General features: G+C 67.3%; 25 protein-coding genes. 21 read left to right on the top strand and 4 right to left on the bottom strand.

Translation table 11 applies throughout. The annotated features are described in order from the left end of the window. The first annotated feature begins 48 nt into the window (after window positions 1-48). Entirely contained in the window at window positions 49-945 is an 897-nt protein-coding gene (locus P0084_RS02825) for a DMT family transporter (RefSeq protein WP_308915281.1), read from the top strand. Here the strand turns inward: P0084_RS02825 and P0084_RS02820 are convergent. Both P0084_RS02820 and P0084_RS02815 read right to left on the bottom strand, forming a co-directional pair. Further along, window positions 920-1,363, bottom strand: coding sequence for a CoxG family protein (locus P0084_RS02820; protein ID WP_308915280.1), 444 nt, complete (start codon window positions 1,361-1,363; stop codon window positions 920-922). The genes P0084_RS02825 and P0084_RS02820 overlap by 26 nt on opposite strands. 34 nt (window positions 1,364-1,397) lie before the next feature. Further along, window positions 1,398-2,621, bottom strand: a complete 1,224-nt coding sequence (locus tag P0084_RS02815) for a multidrug effflux MFS transporter (RefSeq protein ID WP_308915279.1) — start codon at window positions 2,619-2,621, stop codon at window positions 1,398-1,400. 168 nt (window positions 2,622-2,789) lie between these two features. On the opposite strand from P0084_RS02815, the gene P0084_RS02810 reads away from it, so the two are divergent. From P0084_RS02810 to P0084_RS02780, 7 genes are all read left to right on the top strand, one after another. After that, window positions 2,790-4,322: an acyl-CoA carboxylase subunit beta gene (locus tag P0084_RS02810; RefSeq protein ID WP_308915278.1), complete on the top strand. Its 1,533-nt coding sequence runs from the start codon at window positions 2,790-2,792 to the stop codon at window positions 4,320-4,322. After that, the gene (locus P0084_RS02805) at window positions 4,319-4,699 is read left to right on the top strand and encodes a DUF6497 family protein (protein WP_308915277.1); all 381 of its coding nucleotides are present in this window, start codon (window positions 4,319-4,321) and stop codon (window positions 4,697-4,699) included. Before P0084_RS02810 ends, P0084_RS02805 begins: the two co-directional genes overlap by 4 nt. 107 nt (window positions 4,700-4,806) lie before the next feature. After that, window positions 4,807-4,938 carry a hypothetical protein gene (locus P0084_RS02800; RefSeq protein ID WP_308915276.1) on the top strand — a complete coding sequence of 44 codons (132 nt, stop codon included), beginning with the start codon at window positions 4,807-4,809 and terminating at the stop codon, window positions 4,936-4,938. 63 nt (window positions 4,939-5,001) lie between these two features. After that, on the top strand, window positions 5,002-5,379 hold the full coding sequence (locus P0084_RS02795; protein WP_308915275.1) for a hypothetical protein: 378 nt from the start codon (window positions 5,002-5,004) through the stop codon (window positions 5,377-5,379). A 347-nt stretch (window positions 5,380-5,726) separates the two neighbouring features. Then, window positions 5,727-5,918 carry a hypothetical protein gene (locus P0084_RS02790; protein WP_308915274.1) on the top strand — a complete coding sequence of 64 codons (192 nt, stop codon included), beginning with the start codon at window positions 5,727-5,729 and terminating at the stop codon, window positions 5,916-5,918. Between the two features lie 84 nt (window positions 5,919-6,002). Beyond that, window positions 6,003-8,042: an acetyl/propionyl/methylcrotonyl-CoA carboxylase subunit alpha gene (locus P0084_RS02785; RefSeq protein WP_308915273.1), complete on the top strand. Its 2,040-nt coding sequence runs from the start codon at window positions 6,003-6,005 to the stop codon at window positions 8,040-8,042. Beyond that, a complete protein-coding gene (locus tag P0084_RS02780) occupies window positions 8,039-8,620 on the top strand; it encodes a hypothetical protein (protein WP_308915272.1) in 582 nt (193 codons plus the stop codon). Before P0084_RS02785 ends, P0084_RS02780 begins: the two co-directional genes overlap by 4 nt. Window positions 8,621-8,845: 225 nt before the next feature. Here P0084_RS02780 and P0084_RS02775 read toward each other — a convergent pair whose 3' ends face one another. Then, complete coding sequence (locus P0084_RS02775) at window positions 8,846-9,307, bottom strand: DUF4174 domain-containing protein (protein WP_308915271.1); 462 nt, start codon at window positions 9,305-9,307, stop codon at window positions 8,846-8,848. Between the two features lie 119 nt (window positions 9,308-9,426). Between P0084_RS02775 and P0084_RS02770 the strand changes: the two genes are divergently transcribed. From P0084_RS02770 to P0084_RS02720, 11 genes are all read left to right on the top strand, one after another. Beyond that, window positions 9,427-10,278, top strand: a complete 852-nt coding sequence (locus tag P0084_RS02770) for a hypothetical protein (protein ID WP_308915270.1) — start codon at window positions 9,427-9,429, stop codon at window positions 10,276-10,278. Continuing rightward, window positions 10,256-12,400: a methylmalonyl-CoA mutase gene (gene scpA / locus P0084_RS02765; protein WP_374213582.1), complete on the top strand. Its 2,145-nt coding sequence runs from the start codon at window positions 10,256-10,258 to the stop codon at window positions 12,398-12,400. Before P0084_RS02770 ends, scpA begins: the two co-directional genes overlap by 23 nt. A gap of 150 nt (window positions 12,401-12,550) precedes the next feature. After that, a complete protein-coding gene (hisD, locus tag P0084_RS02760) occupies window positions 12,551-13,864 on the top strand; it encodes a histidinol dehydrogenase (protein WP_308915268.1) in 1,314 nt (437 codons plus the stop codon). A gap of 57 nt (window positions 13,865-13,921) precedes the next feature. Then, window positions 13,922-14,590, top strand: a complete 669-nt coding sequence (locus tag P0084_RS02755) for a hypothetical protein (RefSeq protein WP_308915267.1) — start codon at window positions 13,922-13,924, stop codon at window positions 14,588-14,590. A 40-nt stretch (window positions 14,591-14,630) separates the two neighbouring features. After that, on the top strand, window positions 14,631-15,101 hold the full coding sequence (locus P0084_RS02750) for a UPF0262 family protein (protein ID WP_308915266.1): 471 nt from the start codon (window positions 14,631-14,633) through the stop codon (window positions 15,099-15,101). Then, window positions 15,098-15,550 (top strand): arsenate-mycothiol transferase ArsC, encoded by a 453-nt coding sequence (locus P0084_RS02745; protein ID WP_308915265.1) that lies wholly within the window; start codon window positions 15,098-15,100, stop codon window positions 15,548-15,550. Before P0084_RS02750 ends, P0084_RS02745 begins: the two co-directional genes overlap by 4 nt. Beyond that, a complete protein-coding gene (locus tag P0084_RS02740; protein ID WP_308915264.1) occupies window positions 15,547-15,981 on the top strand; it encodes a nuclear transport factor 2 family protein in 435 nt (144 codons plus the stop codon). The genes P0084_RS02745 and P0084_RS02740 overlap by 4 nt, the downstream gene beginning before the upstream one ends. Before the next feature lie 71 nt (window positions 15,982-16,052). After that, entirely contained in the window at window positions 16,053-16,271 is a 219-nt protein-coding gene (gene infA, locus P0084_RS02735) for a translation initiation factor IF-1 (protein ID WP_055681185.1), read from the top strand. A 4-nt stretch (window positions 16,272-16,275) separates the two neighbouring features. Then, window positions 16,276-16,848, top strand: coding sequence for a Maf family protein (locus tag P0084_RS02730; protein ID WP_308915263.1), 573 nt, complete (start codon window positions 16,276-16,278; stop codon window positions 16,846-16,848). After that, window positions 16,845-17,858, top strand: coding sequence for a ribonuclease E/G (locus P0084_RS02725; protein ID WP_308915262.1), 1,014 nt, complete (start codon window positions 16,845-16,847; stop codon window positions 17,856-17,858). Before P0084_RS02730 ends, P0084_RS02725 begins: the two co-directional genes overlap by 4 nt. Continuing rightward, on the top strand, window positions 17,855-18,046 hold the full coding sequence (locus tag P0084_RS02720) for a DNA gyrase inhibitor YacG (protein ID WP_308915261.1): 192 nt from the start codon (window positions 17,855-17,857) through the stop codon (window positions 18,044-18,046). The genes P0084_RS02725 and P0084_RS02720 overlap by 4 nt, the downstream gene beginning before the upstream one ends. 34 nt (window positions 18,047-18,080) lie before the next feature. On the opposite strand, the gene phaZ is transcribed toward P0084_RS02720, so the two are convergent. After that, the gene (gene phaZ, locus P0084_RS02715) at window positions 18,081-19,349 is read right to left on the bottom strand and encodes a polyhydroxyalkanoate depolymerase (protein WP_308915260.1); all 1,269 of its coding nucleotides are present in this window, start codon (window positions 19,347-19,349) and stop codon (window positions 18,081-18,083) included. A 164-nt stretch (window positions 19,350-19,513) separates the two neighbouring features. Here phaZ and phaC point away from each other — a divergent pair, with 164 nt between their 5' ends. Both phaC and P0084_RS02705 read left to right on the top strand, forming a co-directional pair. Then, entirely contained in the window at window positions 19,514-21,337 is a 1,824-nt protein-coding gene (gene phaC, locus P0084_RS02710; RefSeq protein WP_374213581.1) for a class I poly(R)-hydroxyalkanoic acid synthase, read from the top strand. A 173-nt stretch (window positions 21,338-21,510) separates the two neighbouring features. Continuing rightward, on the top strand, window positions 21,511-21,960 hold the full coding sequence (locus P0084_RS02705) for a Phasin (RefSeq protein WP_308915259.1): 450 nt from the start codon (window positions 21,511-21,513) through the stop codon (window positions 21,958-21,960). The last annotated feature ends 18 nt before the right edge of the window (window positions 21,961-21,978 follow it).

Here is a 21,978-nt window from a genome sequence, read left to right as displayed (position 1 = left end):
CGCAACCGCGCTTGCGCCCGTGAGGCGCGGGGGGTCAGGGTCCGGGCGATGGACCACGCCGCCCCGCGCCCCCTGGAAGGCATCGCCTGGATGGTCGCCACGGGGGTATGCTTCGTCGCGGTGACCGTGGTGGTCAAGTTCTCCGCCCAGGACCTGCCCGCCGCGCAGGCCGGGTTCCTTCGCTATCTGCTGGGGCTCGTCTTTCTGCTGCCCGTGGCGCGGACGCTTCTGTCGGCCCGGCTGGTGCGACGCGACTGGGTGCTGTTCGGGGCACGGGGCACGGTGCATGCGCTAGGGGTGGCATTATGGTTCTATGCCATGACGCGCCTTCCCATCGCCGAGGTGACGGCGATGAACTACCTGGCACCCGTCTACGTGACCCTGGGGGCGGCGCTGTTCCTGGGCGAGCGTCTGGCGCTGCGCCGAGTCCTCGCGATCGCGGCGGCCCTGCTGGGGGCCTTCGTGATCCTGCGCCCGGGCTTCCGCGAGGTATCCGCCGCGCACGGTGCCATGGTCCTGACGGCAATGTTCTTCGGGGCGTCCTACCTGTTGACGAAGCGGCTGTCGGACGACCACGGGGCGCCGATGATCGTGGCGATGCTGTCGATTACCGTCACGATCGCCCTGGCTCCGCTGGCCGCGCTCGATTGGGTGCGCCCGACCCCCGTCGATCTGGCTTGGATGTTCCTCGTCGCGGTCTTCGCCACGGCGGGTCACTACGCCATGGCACGCGCGTTCCGGGTCGCTCCGGTCATGGTCACGCAACCGGTGACGTTCCTGCAGCTAGTTTGGGCCGTCCTGCTGGGTTGGGCCATCTTCGCGGAGCCCCCGGACGTCTGGGTCGTCCTGGGCGGCGCGATCATCCTGTCCGCGGTCAGCTTCATCGCCTGGCGCGAAGCCGTGGCCAAACGACGGGCCGTCAGCCCGCCTCCACCCGATCCTTGAACCGTTCGAAAAAAGCGTCGGCCATCTTGGCGGCGAAGCTGTCGACCACCCGGCTCCCCAGTTGCGCGATCTTGCCGCCGACCTTCGCGTTCACCGCATAGGACAGTTCCGTGCCATCGGGCACGTCCGTCAGGACGACGTCGGCATGGCCCTTCGCGAAGCCCGCCACGCCCCCCTTGCCCGCGCCGGACAAGCGATAGCGTTCGAGCGGGATCGCGTCCTCCACCGTCACCTCGCCCTTGAACGTGGCCGAGACGGGGCCGACCTTCTGCTTCACGGTCGCCTGGAAGCCATCCTCAGCGGAACCGGTCAGGTCCGTGCAACCTGGGATGCAGTCACGCAGGACGTCGGGATCGTTCAGCGCCGCCCAAACGGTTTCACGCGGCGCGGCGATGGTGCGGTTGCCGGTCAGTTCCATGTCGTCCTCCCCCGTCGTCGACCGCGTCAGCCTGTCACGCCACGCCCCGCGCCGCCAGCGTCCGATTGCGCCGGATCGTCAGCGCGATGGCCACGACGCTGGCCGCGCCCGAAGTCAGCATCAGCGCCACCAGCGTGATCTCGCCACCGCCGTGTTCCAGCACCCAGCCCGCCAGGACGGACAGGGCCGCACCGCCGCCGATCATCATCGCGCCGCCCAGGCCGCTTGCCGTGCCCGCCAGATGGGGGCGCACCGACAGCATGCCCGCCGTGGCGTTCGGGATGACCATGCCGTTGCCCAGCCCCAGGAACGTCATGAACCCGAAGAACACCCAAGGCCCTTCCGCCCCCGCTAGAAGCATCATCATCAACGCGGCGAGACCCGACGCCTGCAACAGGGCGCCGGCCAGGACCATGCGGTCCACGCCGAACGTGGTCGAGAACCGCCCGGAGATCCCGTTGCCCGCGAAGTAGCCCAGCGCGGGGGCCCCGAAGAACAGACCCAACTCCGCCGCGGTCAGGCCATGGATCTGACGGCCCACGAAGGGCGCCCCACCGAGATAGGCGAAGAACGATCCAGACGCGAACGCGGCGGCCGCACAGTACCCCCAGAACCGCGGCGAGGTCAGCAACTCGGGATACTGCCGCGTCTGCGCGCGGAACGACCCGCCCGCCTGGGGCGCCGTCTCGCCCAGGTCCAGATAGGCCAGCGCCCACAGCGCGCCGCCCGCCCCCAAGAGCAGCCAGAAGTTCGACTGCCATCCGAAGGACGTCTCCAACGCCCCGCCGATGGCGGGCCCGACCATGGGTACGACCGACATTCCCATCGTGACGTAGCCCAGCATGCTGGCAGCCTTGTCCTGCGGGTACAGGTCGCGCACAACCGCACGCGACAGGACCATCGCCGTGACGATGGCCGCCTGCGCCAGCCGGAAGAACAGGAACGTCTCGACGTCGGGAGCCAGCAGGCAACCGACGGTCGCCACCATGAAGAGCGTGATCCCCCACAGGATCACGGGACGCCGGCCGTATCGGTCCGACAGGGGCCCAACGACCAATTGCAGGCAGGCGTTCATCGCGAGGTATCCGCCGACGGCCAGTTGTATCGTGGCATAGTCCGTGGCGAACCAGTCGGCCATCGCGGGCAGGCTGGGAAGGAAGACGTTCATGGCAAGCGTCGACACGCCCACCAGCGCCACCAGCGTCAAGATATGCGGCGGCGACCGCCGTGCGGTCGGGGTGTGGGATTGAACGGCCATGGGTGGCATCTACGCCGTGGCGACCGTCCGATCCAATGCCGCCGGCGCACAGGCGCTTGTGCATCGGCGGGTGACGCGCGTTCCGGCCGGGTGGCTGTCGTGGGTTTCGTCTGGCGCGGCGGGGCCCGCGCACGCTAGGGATGCGGCGACGCGACGGGGAGGGCACGTATGAAGGACGTCTTGGCTGAGCTGGAACGCCGCCGCGACCAGGCCCGCGGGGGCGGGGGCGAGCGCCGGGTGGGCGCGCAGCACGCGAAGGGTAAGCTGACCGCGCGCGAACGCATCGACCTGTTGCTGGACGCGGACAGCTTCGAGGAGTTCGACATGTTCGTGGCCCACCGCGCGGTGGACTTCGGCATGGCCGACGAGCGTCCCGCGGGCGATGGCGTCGTCACGGGCTGGGGCACGATCAACGGGCGGCTGGTCTATGTCTTCAGTCAGGACTTCACCGTCTTCGGCGGATCCCTGTCGGAAACGCACGCGCAGAAGATCTGCAAGATCCAGGACATGGCGCTGCAGAACGGCGCCCCCGTGATCGGGCTGAACGATTCCGGTGGCGCGCGCATCCAGGAAGGGGTCGCGTCGCTGGCGGGCTATGCGGAGGTGTTCCAGCGCAACGTGGACGCTTCCGGCGTCGTCCCGCAGATCAGCGTCATCATGGGTCCCTGCGCGGGGGGCGCGGTATATTCCCCCGCGATGACGGACTTCATCTTCATGGTGGACGGCACGTCCTACATGTTCGTGACCGGTCCCGACGTGGTGAAGACCGTTACCAACGAAGTCGTGACCGCGGAGGAACTGGGCGGTGCGGCTACGCATACCAGGCGATCGGGCGTAGCGGACGGGGCCTTCGCCAACGATGTCGAGGCCCTGGCCGAGATCCGCCGCCTGTTCGACTTCCTTCCCCTGAACAACCGCGACGGCGTGCCGACCCGACCCTTCTTCGATGATCCCGATCGGGTGGAGCCCGCGCTCGACACGCTGATCCCGGGCAACCCCAACCAGCCCTACGACATCAAGGAGCTGATCCGGCGTCTGGCGGACGAGGGGGACTTCTACGAGATCAAGCCAGACTTCGCCGGCAACATGGTGACGGGCTTCCTGCGCTTGGAAGGGCGGACGGTGGGCGTGGTCGCCAACCAACCCATGGTGCTGGCAGGTGTGCTGGACATCGACAGCAGCCGGAAGGGAGCGCGGTTCGTACGATTCTGCGACGCCTTCGACATCCCGATCCTGACGCTCGTCGACGTCCCCGGCTTCCTGCCTGGCACCGCGCAGGAATACGGCGGCGTCATCAGCCACGGGGCGAAACTGCTCTTCGCCTATGGCCAGGCGACGGTTCCCAAGGTGACGGTCATCACCCGCAAGGCGTATGGCGGGGCCTACGACGTGATGTCGTCCAAGCATCTGAAAGGCGATTTCAACTATGCTTGGGCCAGTGCCGAGATCGCCGTGATGGGGGCCAAGGGCGCAGTGGAAATCCTGTATCGCGGCGAAGCGGGCGACCCGGATAAGATCGCGGCACGGACCAGGGAATACGAGGACCGCTTCGCGAACCCGTTCGTCGCGGCCGAGAAGGGGTTCGTTGACGAGGTGATCCTGCCCCGCAACACCCGCAGGCGGGTGGCCCGGGCCTTCGCGTCCCTGCGCCGCAAGCGGCAGGATCGGCCCTGGCGCAAGCACGACACCATGCCGTTGTGACGGGCCCCGGCCGGATCTTCGCCCTGTGCTGCCTGCTGGCCGGACCGGCATCGGCGGAGACGCTGCCGTCTGGTCAGGCTGCGGTGCTTTGGCAGATCCTGTGGGAGCGGGGCGGTGGGGACATGCCCCAGGCCGTCCTGCGCTTCATCGCCCCCGGCGTCGCGGGGGTCGATCCGGACGATGTGCAGGCGGACCTGGCTTGGCTGTGCGACACCCACGGCGTTCCGGTGGCAGGCCTTCCCAACGCCCCGACCGGGGGTATCGTCGTCACCCTGATGGACCGCCCGGTTCCGCGCGGCACGACGGACCCTCAGGCCATCCAGTTCTTCGGGGCCTTCACGGTGGAGGAGGGGCGTTGCACGGAGGACGCGCTGTAAAGCGGCAAACCCGCCCTGGCGATGGATCGAGGCGGGGATTCGTGCTGATACGATCTGGAGGATCGCACAACTCGGAACCGTCGCGATTCGTGCAACTGGAGACTTCCATGCCCAAGATGCTCAAAGCCTTCGCCGTGCTCGGCGTCACCGTGATCCTGGCCGCCTGTGCGTCGGACAACGACGATGACATCGTCATCGTCGACCCGATCACGGTCGATCCGGTCACGACGAAGTTCTGATCGCTCCGGGACCGGCGGCGGCGATCGCACCGCCGGTCCCGCCATCCGACGGCGCCCGCATCCATGTTGAAGCATCGCGGCTTTCCCGGGCGACTGTCTGGAACCGACTTCCAGTTCACGATCCGACGCGCGAATCCCCGGGGCGTCACGCCCTTGAAGGCGCGGGAACGGCACCGCGACCGGAAACCCGCCGACCGGACGGCCGATGCGGCATTCCTTTCCGCCCTGTGGACCCATTTCGGCGACGCTCCATTCGCGCGGGGTAACCTCGATGCCGGACGCCTGTCGTGGCTGCTTGGCCGTGAGGTCGTGTTCGTCGAGGACGATCCCGACCCGGCCAGCTATGACACGCTTCTTCGTATCGATGCCGTGGCGGCGCGCCGTGGCTTCCCCGACCTGTTCGACGATGACACCACCGCGAGGGCGCCGGACTTGAGCTAGCCCGAATGCCCGAACCGATGTCTGGCACCTTTCCGCCGATCCGGCGCGGCAGGTGGCGGGGGCATGCCGAACCCGTGTCGTCCCCTCGATTTCTGCTGTGCGCACAGTCTGCGATGCGGCAGATCCGGGTCAGCCCCGACCTGTTGGTTGCGGCGATTGTGGAACCGTACCCCTTCCCCTGCCGGGCGGCGGGGCACCCCGTCGGGTGCTTCGTCGTCCGGTTTTTTATCGGGACGTCGAGGGCCCACCGAACGCGACGGCATCATCCGCGCTTGCCTTGGGCAATCGAATAGCCGACCCCTGTGGCATCCGGCGTGCCACCGCCGCCATTAGCAGAGGACATCGACATGACCCGCATCGCGTTCCTGGCCGTCGGCCTGATCCTTTCCCTATCGGCCTGCGTGACCGACAGCGACGTGCGTAACGGCGTCGGCGGCGCACTGGTCGGATGCGCGGTGGGCGAGGTCGTGGACGACGCCTGTGCGGAGGGTGCGGTGATCGGCGGAACCGGCGCGGTCGTTGCTGGCCGCACGCTGTAAGGCGCAAAGGCCGAAGCGAGGGCCGGGGCCGTATCGGGCCCCTGGACGACGGACCCGGCGCAAGACCGGGCGTGGGGGATGCGTATGTTCGGTAAGATACTGATCGCCAATCGGGGCGAGATCGCCTGCCGCGTCATCAAGACGGCGCGTCGCATGGGGATCGCCACCGTGGCGGTCTATTCGGATGCCGACGCGAACGCGCTGCACGTGTCCATGGCCGACGAGGCGGTGCATATCGGCCCGCCCCCGGCGGCCGAATCCTATATCGTCATCGATAAGGTGATGGATGCGATCCAGTCCACCGGCGCGCAGGCCGTGCATCCGGGCTACGGCTTCCTGTCCGAGAACCCCAAGTTCGCGCAGGCCTTGGAGGCCGAGGGCATCGCCTTCATCGGCCCGCCCGTGGGCGCCATCGAGGCCATGGGTGACAAGATCACGTCGAAGAAGATCGCGGCCGAGGCGGGCGTCAGCACCGTTCCCGGCCATATGGGTCTGATCGAGGATGCCGAGGAGGCGGTGAAGATCAGCCGCGAGATCGGCTATCCCGTCATGCTCAAGGCTTCCGCCGGCGGCGGCGGTAAGGGAATGCGGATCGCCTGGGACGACGACGACGCTCGCGAGGGGTTCCAGGCGTCGAAGAACGAGGCCAAGGCGTCCTTCGGCGATGACCGCATGTTCATCGAGAAATTCGTCACCCAGCCCCGCCATATCGAGATCCAGATCCTGTGCGACCGGCACGGCAACGGCATCTACCTGGGTGAGCGGGAATGCTCGATCCAGCGTCGCAATCAGAAGGTGGTGGAGGAGGCGCCGTCGCCTTTCCTCGACGAAGGCACGCGGAGGGCCATGGGCGAGCAGGCCGTGGCGTTGGCGAAGGCCGTGGGCTATGCCTCCGCCGGCACGGTCGAGTTCATCGTGGATGGCGACCGCAACTTCTACTTCCTCGAGATGAACACGCGGCTGCAGGTCGAACACCCCGTGACGGAGTTGATCACCGGCGTGGACCTGGTCGAGCAGATGATCCGAATCGCGAACGGCGAAACGCTGCCCTTGACGCAGGACGACGTGCGGCTGGACGGCTGGGCGATCGAATCGCGCCTGTACGCCGAGGATCCCTACCGCAACTTCTTGCCGTCGATCGGTCGGCTGACGCGGTATCGACCCCCGGCGGAAACGAATGCCTATGCCCCCGGCACGTTCGCCTCCGAGGCCGGTGACACCGTGATCCGCAACGACACCGGCGTGTTCGAGGGGGGCGAGATCAGCATGTTCTACGACCCCATGATCGCAAAGCTCTGCACCTGGGCGCCGACCCGCATCGCGGCGATCGACGCGATGTCGGATGCGCTCGACCGGTTCGAAGTGGAAGGCATCGGCCACAACCTGCCCTTCCTGTCCACGGTCATGGATCATCCGAAGTTCCGGTCGGGCGACATTACCACCGCCTTCATCGCGGATGAGTTTCCGAACGGCTTCGACGGGTCGGTCCTGCCGGTGGACGTCCTATCTCGTATCGCCGCCGCCGCCGCCGCCATGCACCGCGTGGCGGAGATCCGGCGCACCCGCGTATCCGGTCGGATGGACAATCACGAACGCGTGGTGGGCGACGATTGGGTCGTCGGCATCCGGGGCCATGACACGGAAGCTGAATTGGCTTGCCACATCGCCGCGGACCCGGGCGGGGCCACGGTCACGGTCGATGGCACCGCACATCGTGTGGAGAGCGGTTGGACCCCCGGCGACACGCTCGCGATCCTGTCCGTGGACGGATCAGACATCGCCATGAAGGTCGACAAGGTCACCCACGGGTTTCGCATCCGCCACCGGGGCGCGGACCTTTCGGTCCTGGTCCTCAGCCCGCGCCAAGCGGAACTGACGAAGCTGATGCCGGTGAAGGTCGAGGCCGACACGTCGAAGCTGCTGCTGTGCCCGATGCCGGGCTTGATGGTCCGCGTCGACGTGTCCGAGGGCGAAAGGGTCGAAGCCGGGCAGACGCTGGCCGTGATCGAGGCCATGAAGATGGAGAACGTCCTGCGCGCCGAACGCGCGGGCACCGTATCGAAGGTCAACGCGGCGCCGGGCGACAGCCTCGCCGTCGACGAGGTGATCCTGGAGTTCGAATGAGCACGATGGACGGCCTGCTCGACGCACGGGTGCTGCAAGCCCTAATCGCAGGCACGGTCGTAGCATTGGGGTGGGTATTCAACGGTCGACAGAACCGCCGTCAGGCGGAGAACCTAAGGGCCGAACGGCTGCGCGACGCGCATCGTGCCTTGTTCGCCGAGATCCGCAATGCCTGTTCCGACTTCTGGGCCAACGGGGAGGCGGACCAACTCGACGAGCAATTGCTGGCCAAGCTTGATGCCGATCCCGATTTCACTCCGTTCTTCCCACGGGAGGTCCATGACCGCGTCTTCCAGGCGCTGCTGCCGCAGATCGACATCCTGCCGCGTCAGACGATCGACGCGATAGTGGCGTTCTATGCCACGGTGGGGTCCATCGCCGCCTTGGTCGAGGATATGCGGGGCGAGCAGTTCGCGACCTTGGACGTCGAACGCCGGAAGGCCGTGTATCGCAGCTATCATGAGATGCGCAGGCGAGCCTTCGCGATCGGCCAGCGGGCGATGAAACTGATCGACGCCTATGCCGACGGGGGGCCGGACGCCGCGCGACGATTGCTCCAACGAATGAAGCAGCGCTGATACGGTCCGCCCACGCGGGCGGTCGTCAGTACCAGGGCTTCGGTCCGCTCCGACCCGGAAGGTCTGGAAACGGCGACAAGGGGACGTCGGGATCGCGTTCCATAGGGAGACACCTCCATATCCCCAAGATATGAAGGCGCAGGCCACATCAGACAAGGGCATAGCCATGCGAACGATGCCGATAGCGAGAACATAGCAAGAACGTTTGCGTAACGCAAGACCCAATCAGCCGCCTTCGCGCATCTCCCGTTGGCGGACCGGCATCTTGTCGATCGATCGGGAAAGCTCTCGGACCGTCCACGGCAGCGGCTTTCGCAGCTCGACCTCGCCATCCTTGCCCATCAGGACCAGCATGAAGGACCGCGGACGCAGGCGCAGGCGGATATCGGATCGGGCCAGAGGATCCGTATCGGTCAGGATCACCACGTCCCGCTCGATCAGGCGATCGCCGTCCTGCGCCAGTTCCTCCATCTGCTCGATGAAGGCGGGGTCGTTCGGCGAGTTGGCGAAGACGATCACGGGGCGGGCGGCATAGACGAACTCATCGAGGTTCACCTCCGCGGCGTCGAACACGGTGAGCGGCTCCGCCTGCCATCGGGCCAGGGGCGTCGTGTCGTGGCCGGCTGCCAAGGCCGCCATGACGGGCAGGGCGGCCATCGCCAGAACGGCAGTCAATCGTGTGCGCATGCGGGTCCTCGATGGTCTCGGAATGGATATAGGTCGCGGGTGGGGCTGCGCGAAGGGTCCGCGGCGACGTGCCTCCGGGTTAATCTGACGGCAACGATGCCGGTGCGATCGTGGCGGCGATGCAGATCATCCTGAACCTCGGCGCGCATTTGTGCATGGCGCCCGCCCTGCACCGGGCATTCGCCCGGGATCGTCCGGCCTTGCTCGCGGCGGGCGTCCACGTCTGGACCCATGCGCAGACCCGCGGGGGCACGCTCGATGGGGTGACAGGACCTCAGGGCATTCGCACCCTGCGCAGACTGCACAAGACCGCTCGCACCCGTGCCCGGGTCGCCCTGCGATGCGAGGCGGCGGCCCGCGCGGGCGCCCGCCGGCTGATCGTCTCGGACCCGGATCTCCTCGGACCCCTTTCGGAAGGGGCGGGGCAGGGGATCCTCTACGGTGCCGCGGGGGAGCGGCTGGACCGTCTGCGGCTGGCCATTCCCGATCCTGACGTCATCCACTTGGCGATCCGTCCGCTTCCCGATTGGTGGGAGGCGGCAGAAGATCGGCTCGCCGACCGCGCCATTCCCCGCAGCGGAATGCGCGGCCGCCCCGATCGGGGGTGGCGGCACCTGATCGGGGAAGTGTCACGGGCGTTTCCCGACGCCCGCATCGACGTCTGGACGCAGGGGGGCGACCCCCGATCGGCCGCGGCCGCGTTTCAGCGCATGACGGGGTTGGCCCCGTCGGCCGGGAGCGGTCTGGCGGGCGGGGTCGCCGAACCGCCATCGTCTGCCGACCGATTGCCCCCGACGCCGCCCTGGGCCACAAGGACATGGCACGGCATACTGGCCCGTGCCGACGCCGAGGATGCGGCCTGGCTGCATCACGGCGCGGGCGCGTTGATCACGTGCCGCGACCGCGCGGGCCGCATTTCGTCCGCGCCGCTGCAGGGGGATGAGCGGGATGGCAGACGGCGACCGGCATGATCCGAAGGCAGCTTGGCGCGTAATCGCGGAACGGGAATTGCGCGGCCGTTCTCCCGACGACCTGATCTGGCGAACGCTTGAGGGGATCGACGTCCGTCCCCTCTATACCGCGGACGACCTCGACGGATTGGACCATCTGGGCGGCATTCCAGGACAGGCCCCGTTCGTCCGCGGGCCCAAGGCCACGATGTACGCCGGCCGTCCCTGGACGATCCGGCAATATGCGGGCTTCTCCACGGCGGAGGAGTCGAACGCCTTCTACCGGCGGGCGCTGGCCGCCGGGCAGCAGGGCGTCTCTGTGGCCTTCGACCTGGCCACCCATCGCGGCTACGACAGCGATCACCCGCGCGTGGAGGGCGACGTCGGCAAGGCGGGCGTCGCCATCGACAGCGTGGAGGACATGAAGATCCTCTTCGACGGCATCCCGCTGGACCAAGTGTCGGTCTCGATGACCATGAACGGTGCGGTGATCCCGGTACTGGCCAGCTTCATCGTCGCGGGCGGAGAACAGGGCGCGGACCGGGCGGCCCTCTCGGGGACCATCCAGAACGACATCCTGAAAGAGTTCATGGTCCGCAACACCTACATCTATCCGCCCGAGCCCTCGATGCGGATCGTGGCGGACATCATCGAATACACGGCCGAACACATGCCGCGGTTCAACTCCATCTCTATCTCGGGCTACCACATGCAGGAGGCAGGGGCCGATCTGGTGCAGGAGCTGGCCTTCACGCTGGCCGACGGGCGGGAATACGTGCGCGCCGCGATCGCGCGGGGCATGGACGTGGACCGGTTCGCGGGGCGCCTGTCGTTCTTCTTCGCCATCGGGATGAACGTCTTCATGGAGGCCGCCAAGCTGCGCGCAGCCCGGCTGCTGTGGCACCGCATCATGGCGGAGTTCGAGCCGAGGGACCCGAAGTCGTCCATGCTGCGCACGCACTGCCAGACGTCCGGCGTCAGCCTGCAGGAGCAGGATCCCTACAACAACGTCGTCCGCACGGCCTACGAGGCCCTGGCTGCGGTGTTGGGCGGTACCCAGTCCCTGCACACCAACAGCTTCGACGAGGCGATCGCGCTGCCGACGGAGACGTCGAGCCGAATTGCGCGGAATACGCAGTTGATCCTGCAGCACGAGACCGGCGTGACGAACGTCGTGGATCCCCTGGCCGGCAGCTACTACGTCGAGTCCCTGACTGCCGAGCTGGCCGACAAGGCCTGGGCCCTGATCGAGGAGGTCGAGGCGATGGGCGGCATGACGCAGGCCGTCGCCAGCGGGATGCCCAAGCTGCGGATCGAGGAGTCGGCAGCCCGGCGACAGGCCGCCATCGACCGGGGCGAGGATGTCATCGTCGGCGTCAACAGGTACCGCCGCGAGGTGGAGGACGAACTCGACATCCTGTCCATCGACAACGAAGACGTCCGCCGTCGGCAAGTGGAACGGTTGAACCGCATCCGCGCCGAGCGGGACGATGCGGTCGTCGAGGCCGCGCTCGACGCGCTGACCGAAGGCGCGAAGGGGGACGGCAACCTGCTGGCGCTGGCCGTGGACGCCGCCCGCGCGCGCGCCAGCGTGGGGGAGATCAGCGATGCGATGGAAGCCGCGTTCGGCCGCCATCGGGCGGAGGTGAAGACCTTGGCGGGTGTGTACGGCAAGGCCTACGACGGGGACGACGGGTTCGCCGCGATCCAAGCGGACGTGGAGGCGTTCGCCGAGGAGGAGGGCCGCCGCCCCCGCATGATGGTCGTCAAGATGGGTCAGGACGGCCACGACCGTGGCGCCAAGGTCATCGCCACGGCCTTCGCGGATATCGGCTTCGACGTGGACGTCGGCCCCTTGTTCCAGACGCCCGAGGAAGCCGCGCAGGACGCCATCGACAACGACGTTCACGTCGTCGGCATATCCAGCCAGGCGGCGGGGCACCGGACGCTGGCGCCGAAGCTGATCGCGGCCTTGCGCGAAGCGGGTGCAGGCGAGATCCTGGTCGTCTGCGGCGGCGTCATCCCGGCACAGGATTATGCGTTCCTGAAGGAGGCCGGCGTTGCCGCCATCTTCGGACCAGGGACGAACATCCCCGATGCTGCGCGCGAAGTGCTGTCGCTGATCCGCGCCGCGTGGAACTGACCCCCCGTTGCGGCGTCGCCGTCGGCATAGCGAACGGGTCCGGGGCTTCCGCCCCCCTGCCGACCCTTCCGCCGACAGACCTCGTGTCGCGGGGGGTGGCTGTGGTCGGGGGCGCAGGGTAACAGCGCCCCGGTTCTGCCGGAGGGGACGATGCCGCAATTCCTGACGACCGATGCGCCCGACTTCTCCGCGCGCTTCGACGCCGTGCTGTCCGCGAAGCGGGAGGACGCACAGGACGTGAACGACGCGGTGGCCGACATCATCGCGTCCGTCCGCGCGGAAGGCGACGCCGCAGTGATCGCATTGACCGAACGGTTCGACCGCCAGTCCCTGACCCCCGACACACTGCGGGTCACCGATACGGAGATCGACGCCGCCGTGGCGGAGGTTCCCGATGCCGATCTGAACGCCCTGCGCCTCGCCGCCGATCGGATTCGGGCCTACCACGAACGGCAGCTACCCACGGACGCGGATTGGACGGACAACGAAGGCGTCAGGCTGGGATGGCGCTGGACGCCCGTGGACGCGGCCGGCCTCTACGTCCCTGGCGGGCTGGCCAGCTATCCGTCCTCCGTCCTCATGAATGCGGTCACGGCGCGCACGGCGGGGGTGCAACGGTTGGCGATGTGCGTGCCGACCCCGGGCGGCGTGCTGAACCCCCTCGTCCTCGCGGCGGCCCGACTGGCCGGCGTGGACGAGGTGTATCGCATCGGTGGTGCGCAGGCTGTGGCGGCGATGGCCTACGGCACCGACACGATCCCGCCCGTGGACGTCATCACCGGGCCCGGCAACGCCTATGTGGCGGCGGCCAAGCGGCAGGTCTTCGGGCGGGTAGGCATCGACATGATCGCGGGCCCGTCCGAGGTACTGATCATCGCAGACGGCGACAACGATCCGGACTGGCTGGCCTTGGACCTGATGGCGCAGGCCGAGCACGACGCGAGCGCGCAGAGCATCTTGATCACGGACGATTCCGCCCTGGGGGAAGCGGTCGCGCGGGCGGTCGAGGACCGGCTGAGGATCATGGAGCGGTCCGAGATAGCAGGCGCGTCCTGGCGGGACTTCGGGGCGATCGTCACCGTCCGGGACATGGACGAGGCCACGACGCTCGCGAACCGGATCGCGGCCGAGCACCTGGAACTGGCGGTCGCCGATCCGCGGGCACTGGCCGCCAGGATCCGCCATGCCGGCGCGATCTTCCTCGGTCGCTGGACGCCGGAGGCGGCCGGCGACTACGTGGCAGGCCCGAACCACGTCCTGCCGACCTCTCGATCGGCGCGGTTCAGCAGCGGCCTGTCCGTGATGGACTTCCTGAAGCGCACCACGCTGACGGAGATGACGCCCGACGCCCTGGCCGCTATCGGCCCGGCCGCCGTGACCCTTGCCCGGTCCGAAGGATTGGAGGCGCATGGACTGTCGGTGCAAAGCCGCCTGCGCGCGGTCAACCGTGCCGGGGGGTCGTGACGGGCGCCTCACCCGAGCGATATACGCGGCAGGGCACGGACATGGCGGTCCAGGATCATGAAGGCGCTTGACGAACACGCCCCCCATCGGATCTCGTTGCACAGGCTTTGGTACGAGTGGCCCATCGCGGCCACCCTCCTTGCCGGCATCGCGTTGGGCACGACGATCTATGGACTGACCACCCTCATGGGGTCGGGCGACGGCATCCTCGCCCCCTGGCGAGCCGGCTTGTTGACGTCGGCTGCGTTCCTGTTGCTGTCGGACTGTCATGCGTCCGCATCGCTCCTGTGGGCCCGCACGGGGCGCACGATGCACCGGGTGTTGGTCGCGTACACGAATGCGGTCTGGTGGTTCGTGGTGATGATCCTGGCTATGGGCGCGATGGGCGACTCGGTCCCGCCGTGGATCTGGTTGGGCGGCGCGATCCTCTTTGGCGTGATGATGTTCGCAACGGGTAAACCCCCCACCGGTGCCGCCCGCACCCGTCTCGACCGTCAGTTTCGGCCCGACGCGTCGGGTCGCTTCGCGATTTGGGCCGCGTTCGTCATGCCCCTGCTCGGGATCGGTCTGTTTCTATGGGATCGCACGGTCGATCCGAGGACAGGGTCGAATTGGATCGCCTTGGTCCTGCTGCCGTTCCTTGCACCGGTGCTGACGCCGGTGTCGGATAGGCTGGCGGTCCGATTGGCGGGTGCGGGCGCCCTGGTGCTGGCCATCGTCCTTTGATCCATTGCCCCCTGTGTGGGGCTGGGGCAGAGGTGACTCAATGAGCCGCATCACCTCCATCGAGATCGACGATACCGACCTGCCCGTCCCCACCCCCGAGATCGCGCAAGAACGCGCCGTCGCAGTCTTCGATCTGTTGGAGGATAACAGCTTTGCCATCCTGCGCGACGGGGCCCCCGCCGGTCCCTATGCATTGCATCTGGGAATCCGCGATCGGCGCCTCGCGATGGATTTGACCACGGAGGGTGGCACGCCCGCGGGCGAACTCCACCTGAGCCTCGGGCCGTTCCGACAGGTCGTGAAGGATTACTGGCAGATCTGCGAAGCCTATTTCGACGCTGTGAAGAAGCTCCCCCCCAGCCAGATCGAGGCGATCGACATGGCGCGACGCGGCATCCACAACGAGGGCGCTCGCATCCTGCAGGAGCGCCTGGAGGGAAAGGCGGCCGTCGATACCGACACGGCCCGCCGTCTGTTCACCTTGATCTGCGTCCTGCATTTCGGCGGATGAGCCATGCCCCCGACATGCCGCAGGCCGTGCTGTTCTGCTGCGACCACAACGCGGTTCGCTCGCCCATGGCCGAGGGGCTGATGAAGCAACTTCACGGGCACGCCGTCTATGTTCAATCGGCTGGCGTCATGAACGACCTCGAGATCGACGGCTTCGCCATCGCCGTTTGTGCCGAGGTCGGGGTGGAGCTGTCGCGCCATCGCACTAGGTCCTTCGAGGAGATGCGTGACTGGGGCGATGACCTGGAACAGTTCGACCTGATCGTCGCGTTATCCCCCGCAAGCCAGCGACAGGCGCAGGAAATGGCGCGTCACGCCCATATCGACGTGGAATACTGGCCGATCATGGATCCGACCGGCCTCGGCCACGGGCGGGAGGACAAGTTGGCCGCATATCGCCAATCGCGCGACCAGATCGCCAGCAGGCTGAGGGACCGGTTCCCAATATGACCCCTGACGACGACGCAGTCGCGCAACTGGCGCAAGCCTGGGCTTCCGGCGACGGAGATGGAGTGATCGACAGTGTCACCCCCGACGTGGTTCACAACGTCAGTCAAGGCCGCACGCAAGTCGGTGTCGAGCGGTTGGCCGACTACCTGCGCGATCTGGCCCGCACCCGCCGGGAGAGGTGGAAAGACGTGGTGATCTTGGATGGTCCTCCGGGCCGCCATGCGATCGAATTCACGATCTACGGATCCTACCTCCGATCGATACACGGCCTGCCGGTGGCCAACGGTCAGAGCTATGTCCTGCCGGCAGGGATGTTCCTTACGGCACGCGATGGCCTTGTCGGCCGCATCTCGATGTTTTGGAATCAGGCCGAGTGGCTACGACAGATCACCGGTGAGGTTCGGGTTACCCAGACCGATGGCGGGCGGTGACGCGCGGCCACTTGAAACCGCGTACGTTTCCGACCATATCGCCGCATCCATTGCCTGAGAACGGAGAGAACATGGCCAAGGAAGAGATGCTCGAATTCCCAGGCGTGGTGAAGGAGCTTTTGCCCAACGCGACGTTCCGGGTCGAGCTCGAGAATGGCCATGAGATCATCGCCCACACCGCGGGCAAGATGCGCAAGAACCGCATCCGCGTGCTGGCGGGCGACAAGGTCCAAGTCGAGATGACGCCCTACGACCTTTCCAAGGGACGGATCAATTACCGTTTCAAGTGACGTCGTGCCACGGCTGATCCTCGGGTCGGGCAGCCCGCGCCGCCTGGACCTGCTGGCGCAGATCGGCCTGACGCCCGATGCCGTTCGCCCCCCCGACATCGACGAGACGCCCGCGAAGGCCGAACTGCCGCGTCACTATTGCGCCCGGATCGCATCGGCCAAGTTGGACGCGGTCCGAGCGGATCCCGACGATGTGGTCCTGTGCGCGGACACGACCGTCGCCCTGGGGCGTCGCATCCTGGGCAAGGCGGCCGATGCGGCCGACGCGCGCGCGATGCTGCGGCGGCTATCGGGGCGCCGTCACAGGGTCCTGACCGCTGTGGGGGTGCGTCGCGGGGACCGGCGGTGGGACCGGTTGGTCATATCGAGCGTCAAGATGAAGGTCCTGTCCGACGCGGAGGTCGACGGCTACGTCGCGACGGGGGACTGGGAGGGCAAGGCGGGGGCCTACGGGATCCAGGGACCGGCGGGTGCCCTGGTGGCTTGGATGGAGGGGTCGTTCACCGGCGTGGTCGGCTTGCCCCTGCACGAGACGGCCAATCTGCTGCAGGCCGCGGGTCTGCCGGTGTGGCGGTGAAGGGCACGCTGATCGTCCTTGGACGGGTAGCGGACCGGCCCGCCGCGGCCCTGATCCGCGAGGGCGTGCTCGACGACCTGCTGATCGACGGACCCGATGCCGAGATCGGCCCCGGCGCGGTCTTCCGCGGCATCTGCGACCGGCCCGCCAAAGGGCAGGGCGGTGTGTTTCTGCGCTTGGGCGGGGGGCGCACCGGCTATCTCCGGGGGGTGAAGGGGATCGCGCCGGGCGATGCGCTTCTGGTCCAGGCGACCGGTTTTGCGGAGGATGGGAAGGCCGTTCCGCTGTCGGCACGCCCCCTGTTCAAGTCGCGCTTCTGCATCGTTACCCCAGGTGCGCCGGGTCTGAACGTCGCACGGTCCATCCGCGACGACGAACTGCGCGACGTGTTGCTGGAGGCCGCGCATGACGCCCTGCCGGCGGAGCGCGGGCAGGCTGGCCTGATCCTGCGGTCTGCCTGCGCGGCGGCCGATCACGAGGCGGTGTCGGACGACGTCGCGGCGACGTGGGACCTGGCCATGCGGGTGACGGGCGATGCCGGAGGCGAGCCCGAACTGCTGCTGGCGGCACCCGATGCGCACGAGCTGGCCTGGCGGGATTGGCCGGTCGCAGCCGACGTGTCCCACGACTGGGCGGTCGCCGTCGATCTGATCCCCGACGTCTTCGCGGCCCGTCAGTCCGTCGGTGGGGCGACCCTCTTCGTGGAACCCACCCGCGCGCTGGTCGCCGTGGACGTCAACACCGCCGACCTGGGCGCGGCGGGTGGGCTGAAGGCGAACATCGCAGCGGTGCGCGGGTTGCCGCGGTTGTTGCGGGTCCGGGGATTGGGGGGGCAGATCGTCATCGATCCCGCACCGATGCCCAAGAAGGATCGCCGCACGCTCGAATCCGCGTTGAAGGCGGCCTTCCGCACCGATCCCGTCGACACCACGTTCGTCGGTTGGACGCCCCTGGGCCACGTGGAGCTGACCCGCAAGCGGGAGCGTCGTCCCCTGGAGGAGCCGACATGACCTGTCCCATCTGCAATGCCGAAACCGCGAAGGCGTATCGCCCCTTCTGCTCGCGCCGGTGCGCCGACGTCGATCTGGGGCGCTGGATAACGGGCGGCTATGCCGTGCCGTCCACCGACCCCGCTGATGCGGAGGAAGCGGCGGACGCGCTGGAGCGCGAAACGGAACGGCCGGATCGACCGAACTGACGACGCGCCGTGGGTACGTGCGACCCGCTGTCGCCTAGCTCACGCTCCGCAACGCCGTGTCGTTCTCCGGACCGACCGCATTCGCGTCGATGAAATCCAGAACCAGCGGGCGGATGTTGTTGCGCCAGGAGCGGCCGGCGAAGATGCCGTAATGTCCGGCTTCGGGTTCCAGATGCGCGGCCTTCTTTTCGTCGGGAAGGCCCGTCAACAGACGCAGGGCGGCGACGCATTGCCCCGGTGCGCTGATGTCGTCCTGCCCGCCTTCGACCGTCTTGACCGCCACGGAGGTGATCTTGTCCAGGTCGACGGGGTGGCCGCCCACCGTGAAGCGGTTCCGCGCGACCTCCAGGCCCTTGAAGATCCGCTCGACGGTCGAAAGGTAGAACTCCGCCGGCATGTCCATGACGGCCAGATACTCGTCGTAGAACCGATTGTGCTTGTCGTGGTCGCTGGCGGAGCCGTCGGCGACGCGCAGGACTTGGTTCCACATCGCGGTGCCATGCGTTTCCGCGTTCATGGACATGAACGATGCGAGCTGCAGAAGACCCGGATACACCATGCGTCCGGCGCCCGCGTACTGAAAGCCGACCCGCTGGATCATCGACTGCTCCAACTGGCCCATGGTCACGCGGCGCCCGAAATCGGTCACCTCCGTCCGGGCGGCGTCGGGGTCCACGGGGCCACCGATCAGCGTCAGGCTGCGTGGCTGCGCGGCTTGGTCCTGTTCGGCCAGCAAGGCGGTCGCGGCCAACGCAAGGGGCGCGGGTTGGCACACCGCGACGACATGCAGGTCCGGCCCCAATCGGCGCATGAAGTCCGTTAGGTAAAGGGTATAATCCTCGACATCGAACTTGCCCTTGCTGACCGGAATGTCGCGCGCGTTGTGCCAGTCGGTCACCCAGACATCCGCGTCGGGCAGCAACGAGTTGACGGTCGACCGGCACAGGGTCGCGTAATGCCCCGACATCGGCGCGATCAGCAGGATGCGCCGCGCCATCGGCGCGCGTCCCGCGACGTCGAAGCGGATCAGGTCGCCGAAGGGACGGGACAGTTCGGACTGCACGGTAACCACGGCCTCCGTCCCATCGGAGCCAAGGATGGGGGGCAGGTTCCAGCCGGGCTTCACGACCATGCGCTGGAAGGTCCGCTCCGTCACTTCGCCCCAGGCGGCCATCAGTCGGAAAGCGGGATGGGGGGCCAGCGCGGTGGCGGGGTAGGATCCGAAGGTCCGCGCCGTCGCGCCGAGCCACGCATTCGTATTGCGCGCCGATTCCATCAGGTCGTAGGCCATCATGAAGCGCATCGGTTCGTCCTTTCCGTCGCGGGCGGGCCGCGGACTGTCATGCCGGTGGAGGCCAACGCGGAAACGTGCGCGCGTCCTTGCAGCGGAGCAAAAGACGGGGCACCCGCGTTGGTACCGATCCACGGCTCGTATGCAGTTGCAGCATAAACGGCGGAAGGCAAGGAATGACCGATACGGCGAAGGACGACGTGACCCCCGATGCGCAGGGCGCACACCCCCCGGAGGCCTTCGCCAGGCTGAACCGCAACCTCGCCCGGATGGACGAGTTGACCAAGCGTCTGGTCACCGCGCTGGCGCAGCGGCGGGGGGCGGACCATGCGTTGCAGGGGCCGGGGCCCGAGTTGTACGCGAAGGCGATGGCGGCGTATTGGGCCGAACTGGCCTCCAACCCCGCCAAGATCATCGAGAAGCAGGTCGGCTATTGGGGCCAGGCGCTGAAGCACGCGGTCGCGGCGCAGCAGGCGATGCTGCAGGGCGGGGCGGCGGACGACGATCTGCCGGGCGACAAGCGGTTCCGGGACCCGCTGTGGCGGGACCATCCGTGGTATTCGTACCTCCGACAGCAGTACCAGGTGGGCGCGCAGGCGATCCACGACACCGTGGTGGACCTGGACGGCTTGTCCGCCGCGGACCGGAAGCGGGTGGAGTTCTTCAGTCAGCAGATCCTCGACCTGTTCGCGCCGACGAACTTCTTAGCCACGAACCCGGAGGCCATGAAGCGCGCGGTCGAGACGGAGGGCGAGAGTTTGGTCAAGGGCTTGGAGAACCTCGTGCGCGACATCGAGGCGAACCATGGCGACTGGCTGGTGACCCTGTCCGACCCTGACGCGTTCACGCTGGGGGAGAACATCGCCACGACCCTGGGCAGCGTCGTGTTCCGCAACAGGATGTTCGAGTTGATTCAGTACGCGCCGGCGACGGACGAGGTCCACCGGACGCCCCTTCTGCTGTTCCCCCCTTGGATCAACAAGTTCTACATCCTGGACCTGAAGCCCCAGAACAGCCTGATCAAATGGATCGTCGACCAAGGCTATACGCTGTTCGTCGTATCCTGGGCCAACCCTGACGAGAGCTTCGCCGACGTGACCTTGGACGACTACGTCACAGAAGGGTATCTGGAGGCGATGCGCGTGGTGAAGGACGTCACGCGGGAGAAGCACGTCAACGCGATCGGTTATTGCATCGCGGGGACGACCTTGGCCGCGACGCTGGCACTGCTGGCGCGTCGGGGCGACGACACGGTCCGGTCGGCGACGTTCTTCACAACGATTACCGACTTCGCCGATCCGGGGGAACTGGGCGTCTTCCTCGACGACGACTTCGTGTCCGGCATCGAGCGGGAAAGCGCGCGGAAGGGATATCTGGACCGGTTCTTCATGGGGCGGACCTTCAGCTACCTCCGGTCCAACGACTTGGTATATGGACCGGCGATCAGGTCCTACATGCTGGGCGACGCCCCGCCGGCCTTCGACCTGCTGCACTGGAACGGCGACGGGACCAACCTGCCGGGCCCGATGGTCACGAAGTACCTGCGGGACCTGTGCATGGGCAATGACTTGGCCATGGATGGCTTGGACCTGGCGGGCGAGGCGGGGCTGACCTTGGACGAGGTGCGCGTGCCGCTGATGGCCATCGCGTGCGAGACGGATCACATCGCGCATTGGAAGGGGTCCTTTGCGGGGGTTGCGCGGATGGGGGCGGAGGACAAGACGTTCGTCTTATCCGAAAGCGGACACATCGCGGGCATCGTGAACCCGCCTTCGAAGAAGAAGTACGGGCACTACACCCGCGACGGAGCCGTGGAAGGCGAACCGGACGAGTGGCGGGCGGCGGCGGCCTTCACCGAAGGGTCGTGGTGGCCCCGCTGGGAAGGCTGGCTGCGGAAGCGGTCTGGGGCGAAGGTCGCGGCGCGGGTGCCCGGTTCGAAACGATATCCGATCCTCGACTCCGCACCGGGAACCTATGTCCGTCGGCCCGAAGGGGGCTGACTACCCTGACGAAACTGCCCAGCCCCTAACGACTGATCGACAATCGATTTTCGATGCTGCAGTGCAGAAAGTCCTTGCTATGCCGCAGCGCAGCATCTATGTGTTTCTCATCCGCAGATATGGCGGCCAGAACGCTCCGTGGCGAGCGTCCGGCATAGAACAGGAGATGACCGATGAACAAGACGCAGGATTTCACGAAGTACATGACTGACATGATGGGCATGATGCCGGTCGACACGGCCGCCATGTCCGAGGCGTTCAAGGCGCAAGCCGCCTTCGCCGAGAAGCTGGGCCAGATCGCCCTGCAGGGCGCCGAGCAGTCGGCCGAGATCAGCCATAAGTGGACGCGCGAGACGCTCGAGAAGATGGCCCCCGTCGCCACGGTCAAGGACGACGCCTCCGATTATGCCAAGGCGATGACCGACTTCGCGTCGGCCTATGCCGAAGTGTCGGCCGAGAACATGGCCGCCTTCGCCGAGGTCGCGAAGAAGGTCCAGATGGAGACGATGGACGTCATGATGGCGGCCGGCAAGGAAGCGCAGGAAGACGCCTCCGTCGCCGTCAAGCAGGCGACCGCCCAGGCCACGACGGCCACGAAGCGCGCCGCCGTTCCCGCGAAGTAACGGTCGCATCGCTGGAAT

This window comes from Jannaschia maritima (assembly GCF_030973515.1).
In the GTDB taxonomy this organism is placed as follows: domain Bacteria; phylum Pseudomonadota; class Alphaproteobacteria; order Rhodobacterales; family Rhodobacteraceae; genus Jannaschia; species Jannaschia maritima.
Note: the sequence above shows the minus strand (reverse complement) of the source record. Positions and strands in the feature narration are given on the sequence as shown.

What these genes read in the sequence shown, in the direction of transcription:
- P0084_RS02825 (WP_308915281.1), top strand. Translation starts at nt 49, where the DNA reads ATGGACCACGCCGCCCCGCGCCCCCTGGAAGGCATCGCCTGGATGGTC.
- P0084_RS02820 (WP_308915280.1), bottom strand. Translation starts at nt 1,363, where the DNA reads ATGGAACTGACCGGCAACCGCACCATCGCCGCGCCGCGTGAAACCGTT.
- P0084_RS02815 (WP_308915279.1), bottom strand. Translation starts at nt 2,621, where the DNA reads ATGGCCGTTCAATCCCACACCCCGACCGCACGGCGGTCGCCGCCGCAT.
- P0084_RS02810 (WP_308915278.1), top strand. Translation starts at nt 2,790, where the DNA reads ATGAAGGACGTCTTGGCTGAGCTGGAACGCCGCCGCGACCAGGCCCGC.
- P0084_RS02800 (WP_308915276.1), top strand. Translation starts at nt 4,807, where the DNA reads ATGCCCAAGATGCTCAAAGCCTTCGCCGTGCTCGGCGTCACCGTGATC.
- P0084_RS02795 (WP_308915275.1), top strand. Translation starts at nt 5,002, where the DNA reads ATGTTGAAGCATCGCGGCTTTCCCGGGCGACTGTCTGGAACCGACTTC.
- P0084_RS02790 (WP_308915274.1), top strand. Translation starts at nt 5,727, where the DNA reads ATGACCCGCATCGCGTTCCTGGCCGTCGGCCTGATCCTTTCCCTATCG.
- P0084_RS02785 (WP_308915273.1), top strand. Translation starts at nt 6,003, where the DNA reads ATGTTCGGTAAGATACTGATCGCCAATCGGGGCGAGATCGCCTGCCGC.
- P0084_RS02780 (WP_308915272.1), top strand. Translation starts at nt 8,039, where the DNA reads ATGAGCACGATGGACGGCCTGCTCGACGCACGGGTGCTGCAAGCCCTA.
- P0084_RS02775 (WP_308915271.1), bottom strand. Translation starts at nt 9,307, where the DNA reads ATGCGCACACGATTGACTGCCGTTCTGGCGATGGCCGCCCTGCCCGTC.
- P0084_RS02770 (WP_308915270.1), top strand. Translation starts at nt 9,427, where the DNA reads ATGCAGATCATCCTGAACCTCGGCGCGCATTTGTGCATGGCGCCCGCC.
- scpA (WP_374213582.1), top strand. Translation starts at nt 10,256, where the DNA reads ATGGCAGACGGCGACCGGCATGATCCGAAGGCAGCTTGGCGCGTAATC.
- hisD (WP_308915268.1), top strand. Translation starts at nt 12,551, where the DNA reads ATGCCGCAATTCCTGACGACCGATGCGCCCGACTTCTCCGCGCGCTTC.
- P0084_RS02755 (WP_308915267.1), top strand. Translation starts at nt 13,922, where the DNA reads ATGAAGGCGCTTGACGAACACGCCCCCCATCGGATCTCGTTGCACAGG.
- P0084_RS02750 (WP_308915266.1), top strand. Translation starts at nt 14,631, where the DNA reads ATGAGCCGCATCACCTCCATCGAGATCGACGATACCGACCTGCCCGTC.
- P0084_RS02745 (WP_308915265.1), top strand. Translation starts at nt 15,098, where the DNA reads ATGAGCCATGCCCCCGACATGCCGCAGGCCGTGCTGTTCTGCTGCGAC.
- P0084_RS02740 (WP_308915264.1), top strand. Translation starts at nt 15,547, where the DNA reads ATGACCCCTGACGACGACGCAGTCGCGCAACTGGCGCAAGCCTGGGCT.
- infA (WP_055681185.1), top strand. Translation starts at nt 16,053, where the DNA reads ATGGCCAAGGAAGAGATGCTCGAATTCCCAGGCGTGGTGAAGGAGCTT.
- P0084_RS02720 (WP_308915261.1), top strand. Translation starts at nt 17,855, where the DNA reads ATGACCTGTCCCATCTGCAATGCCGAAACCGCGAAGGCGTATCGCCCC.
- phaZ (WP_308915260.1), bottom strand. Translation starts at nt 19,349, where the DNA reads ATGCGCTTCATGATGGCCTACGACCTGATGGAATCGGCGCGCAATACG.
- phaC (WP_374213581.1), top strand. Translation starts at nt 19,514, where the DNA reads ATGACCGATACGGCGAAGGACGACGTGACCCCCGATGCGCAGGGCGCA.
- P0084_RS02705 (WP_308915259.1), top strand. Translation starts at nt 21,511, where the DNA reads ATGAACAAGACGCAGGATTTCACGAAGTACATGACTGACATGATGGGC.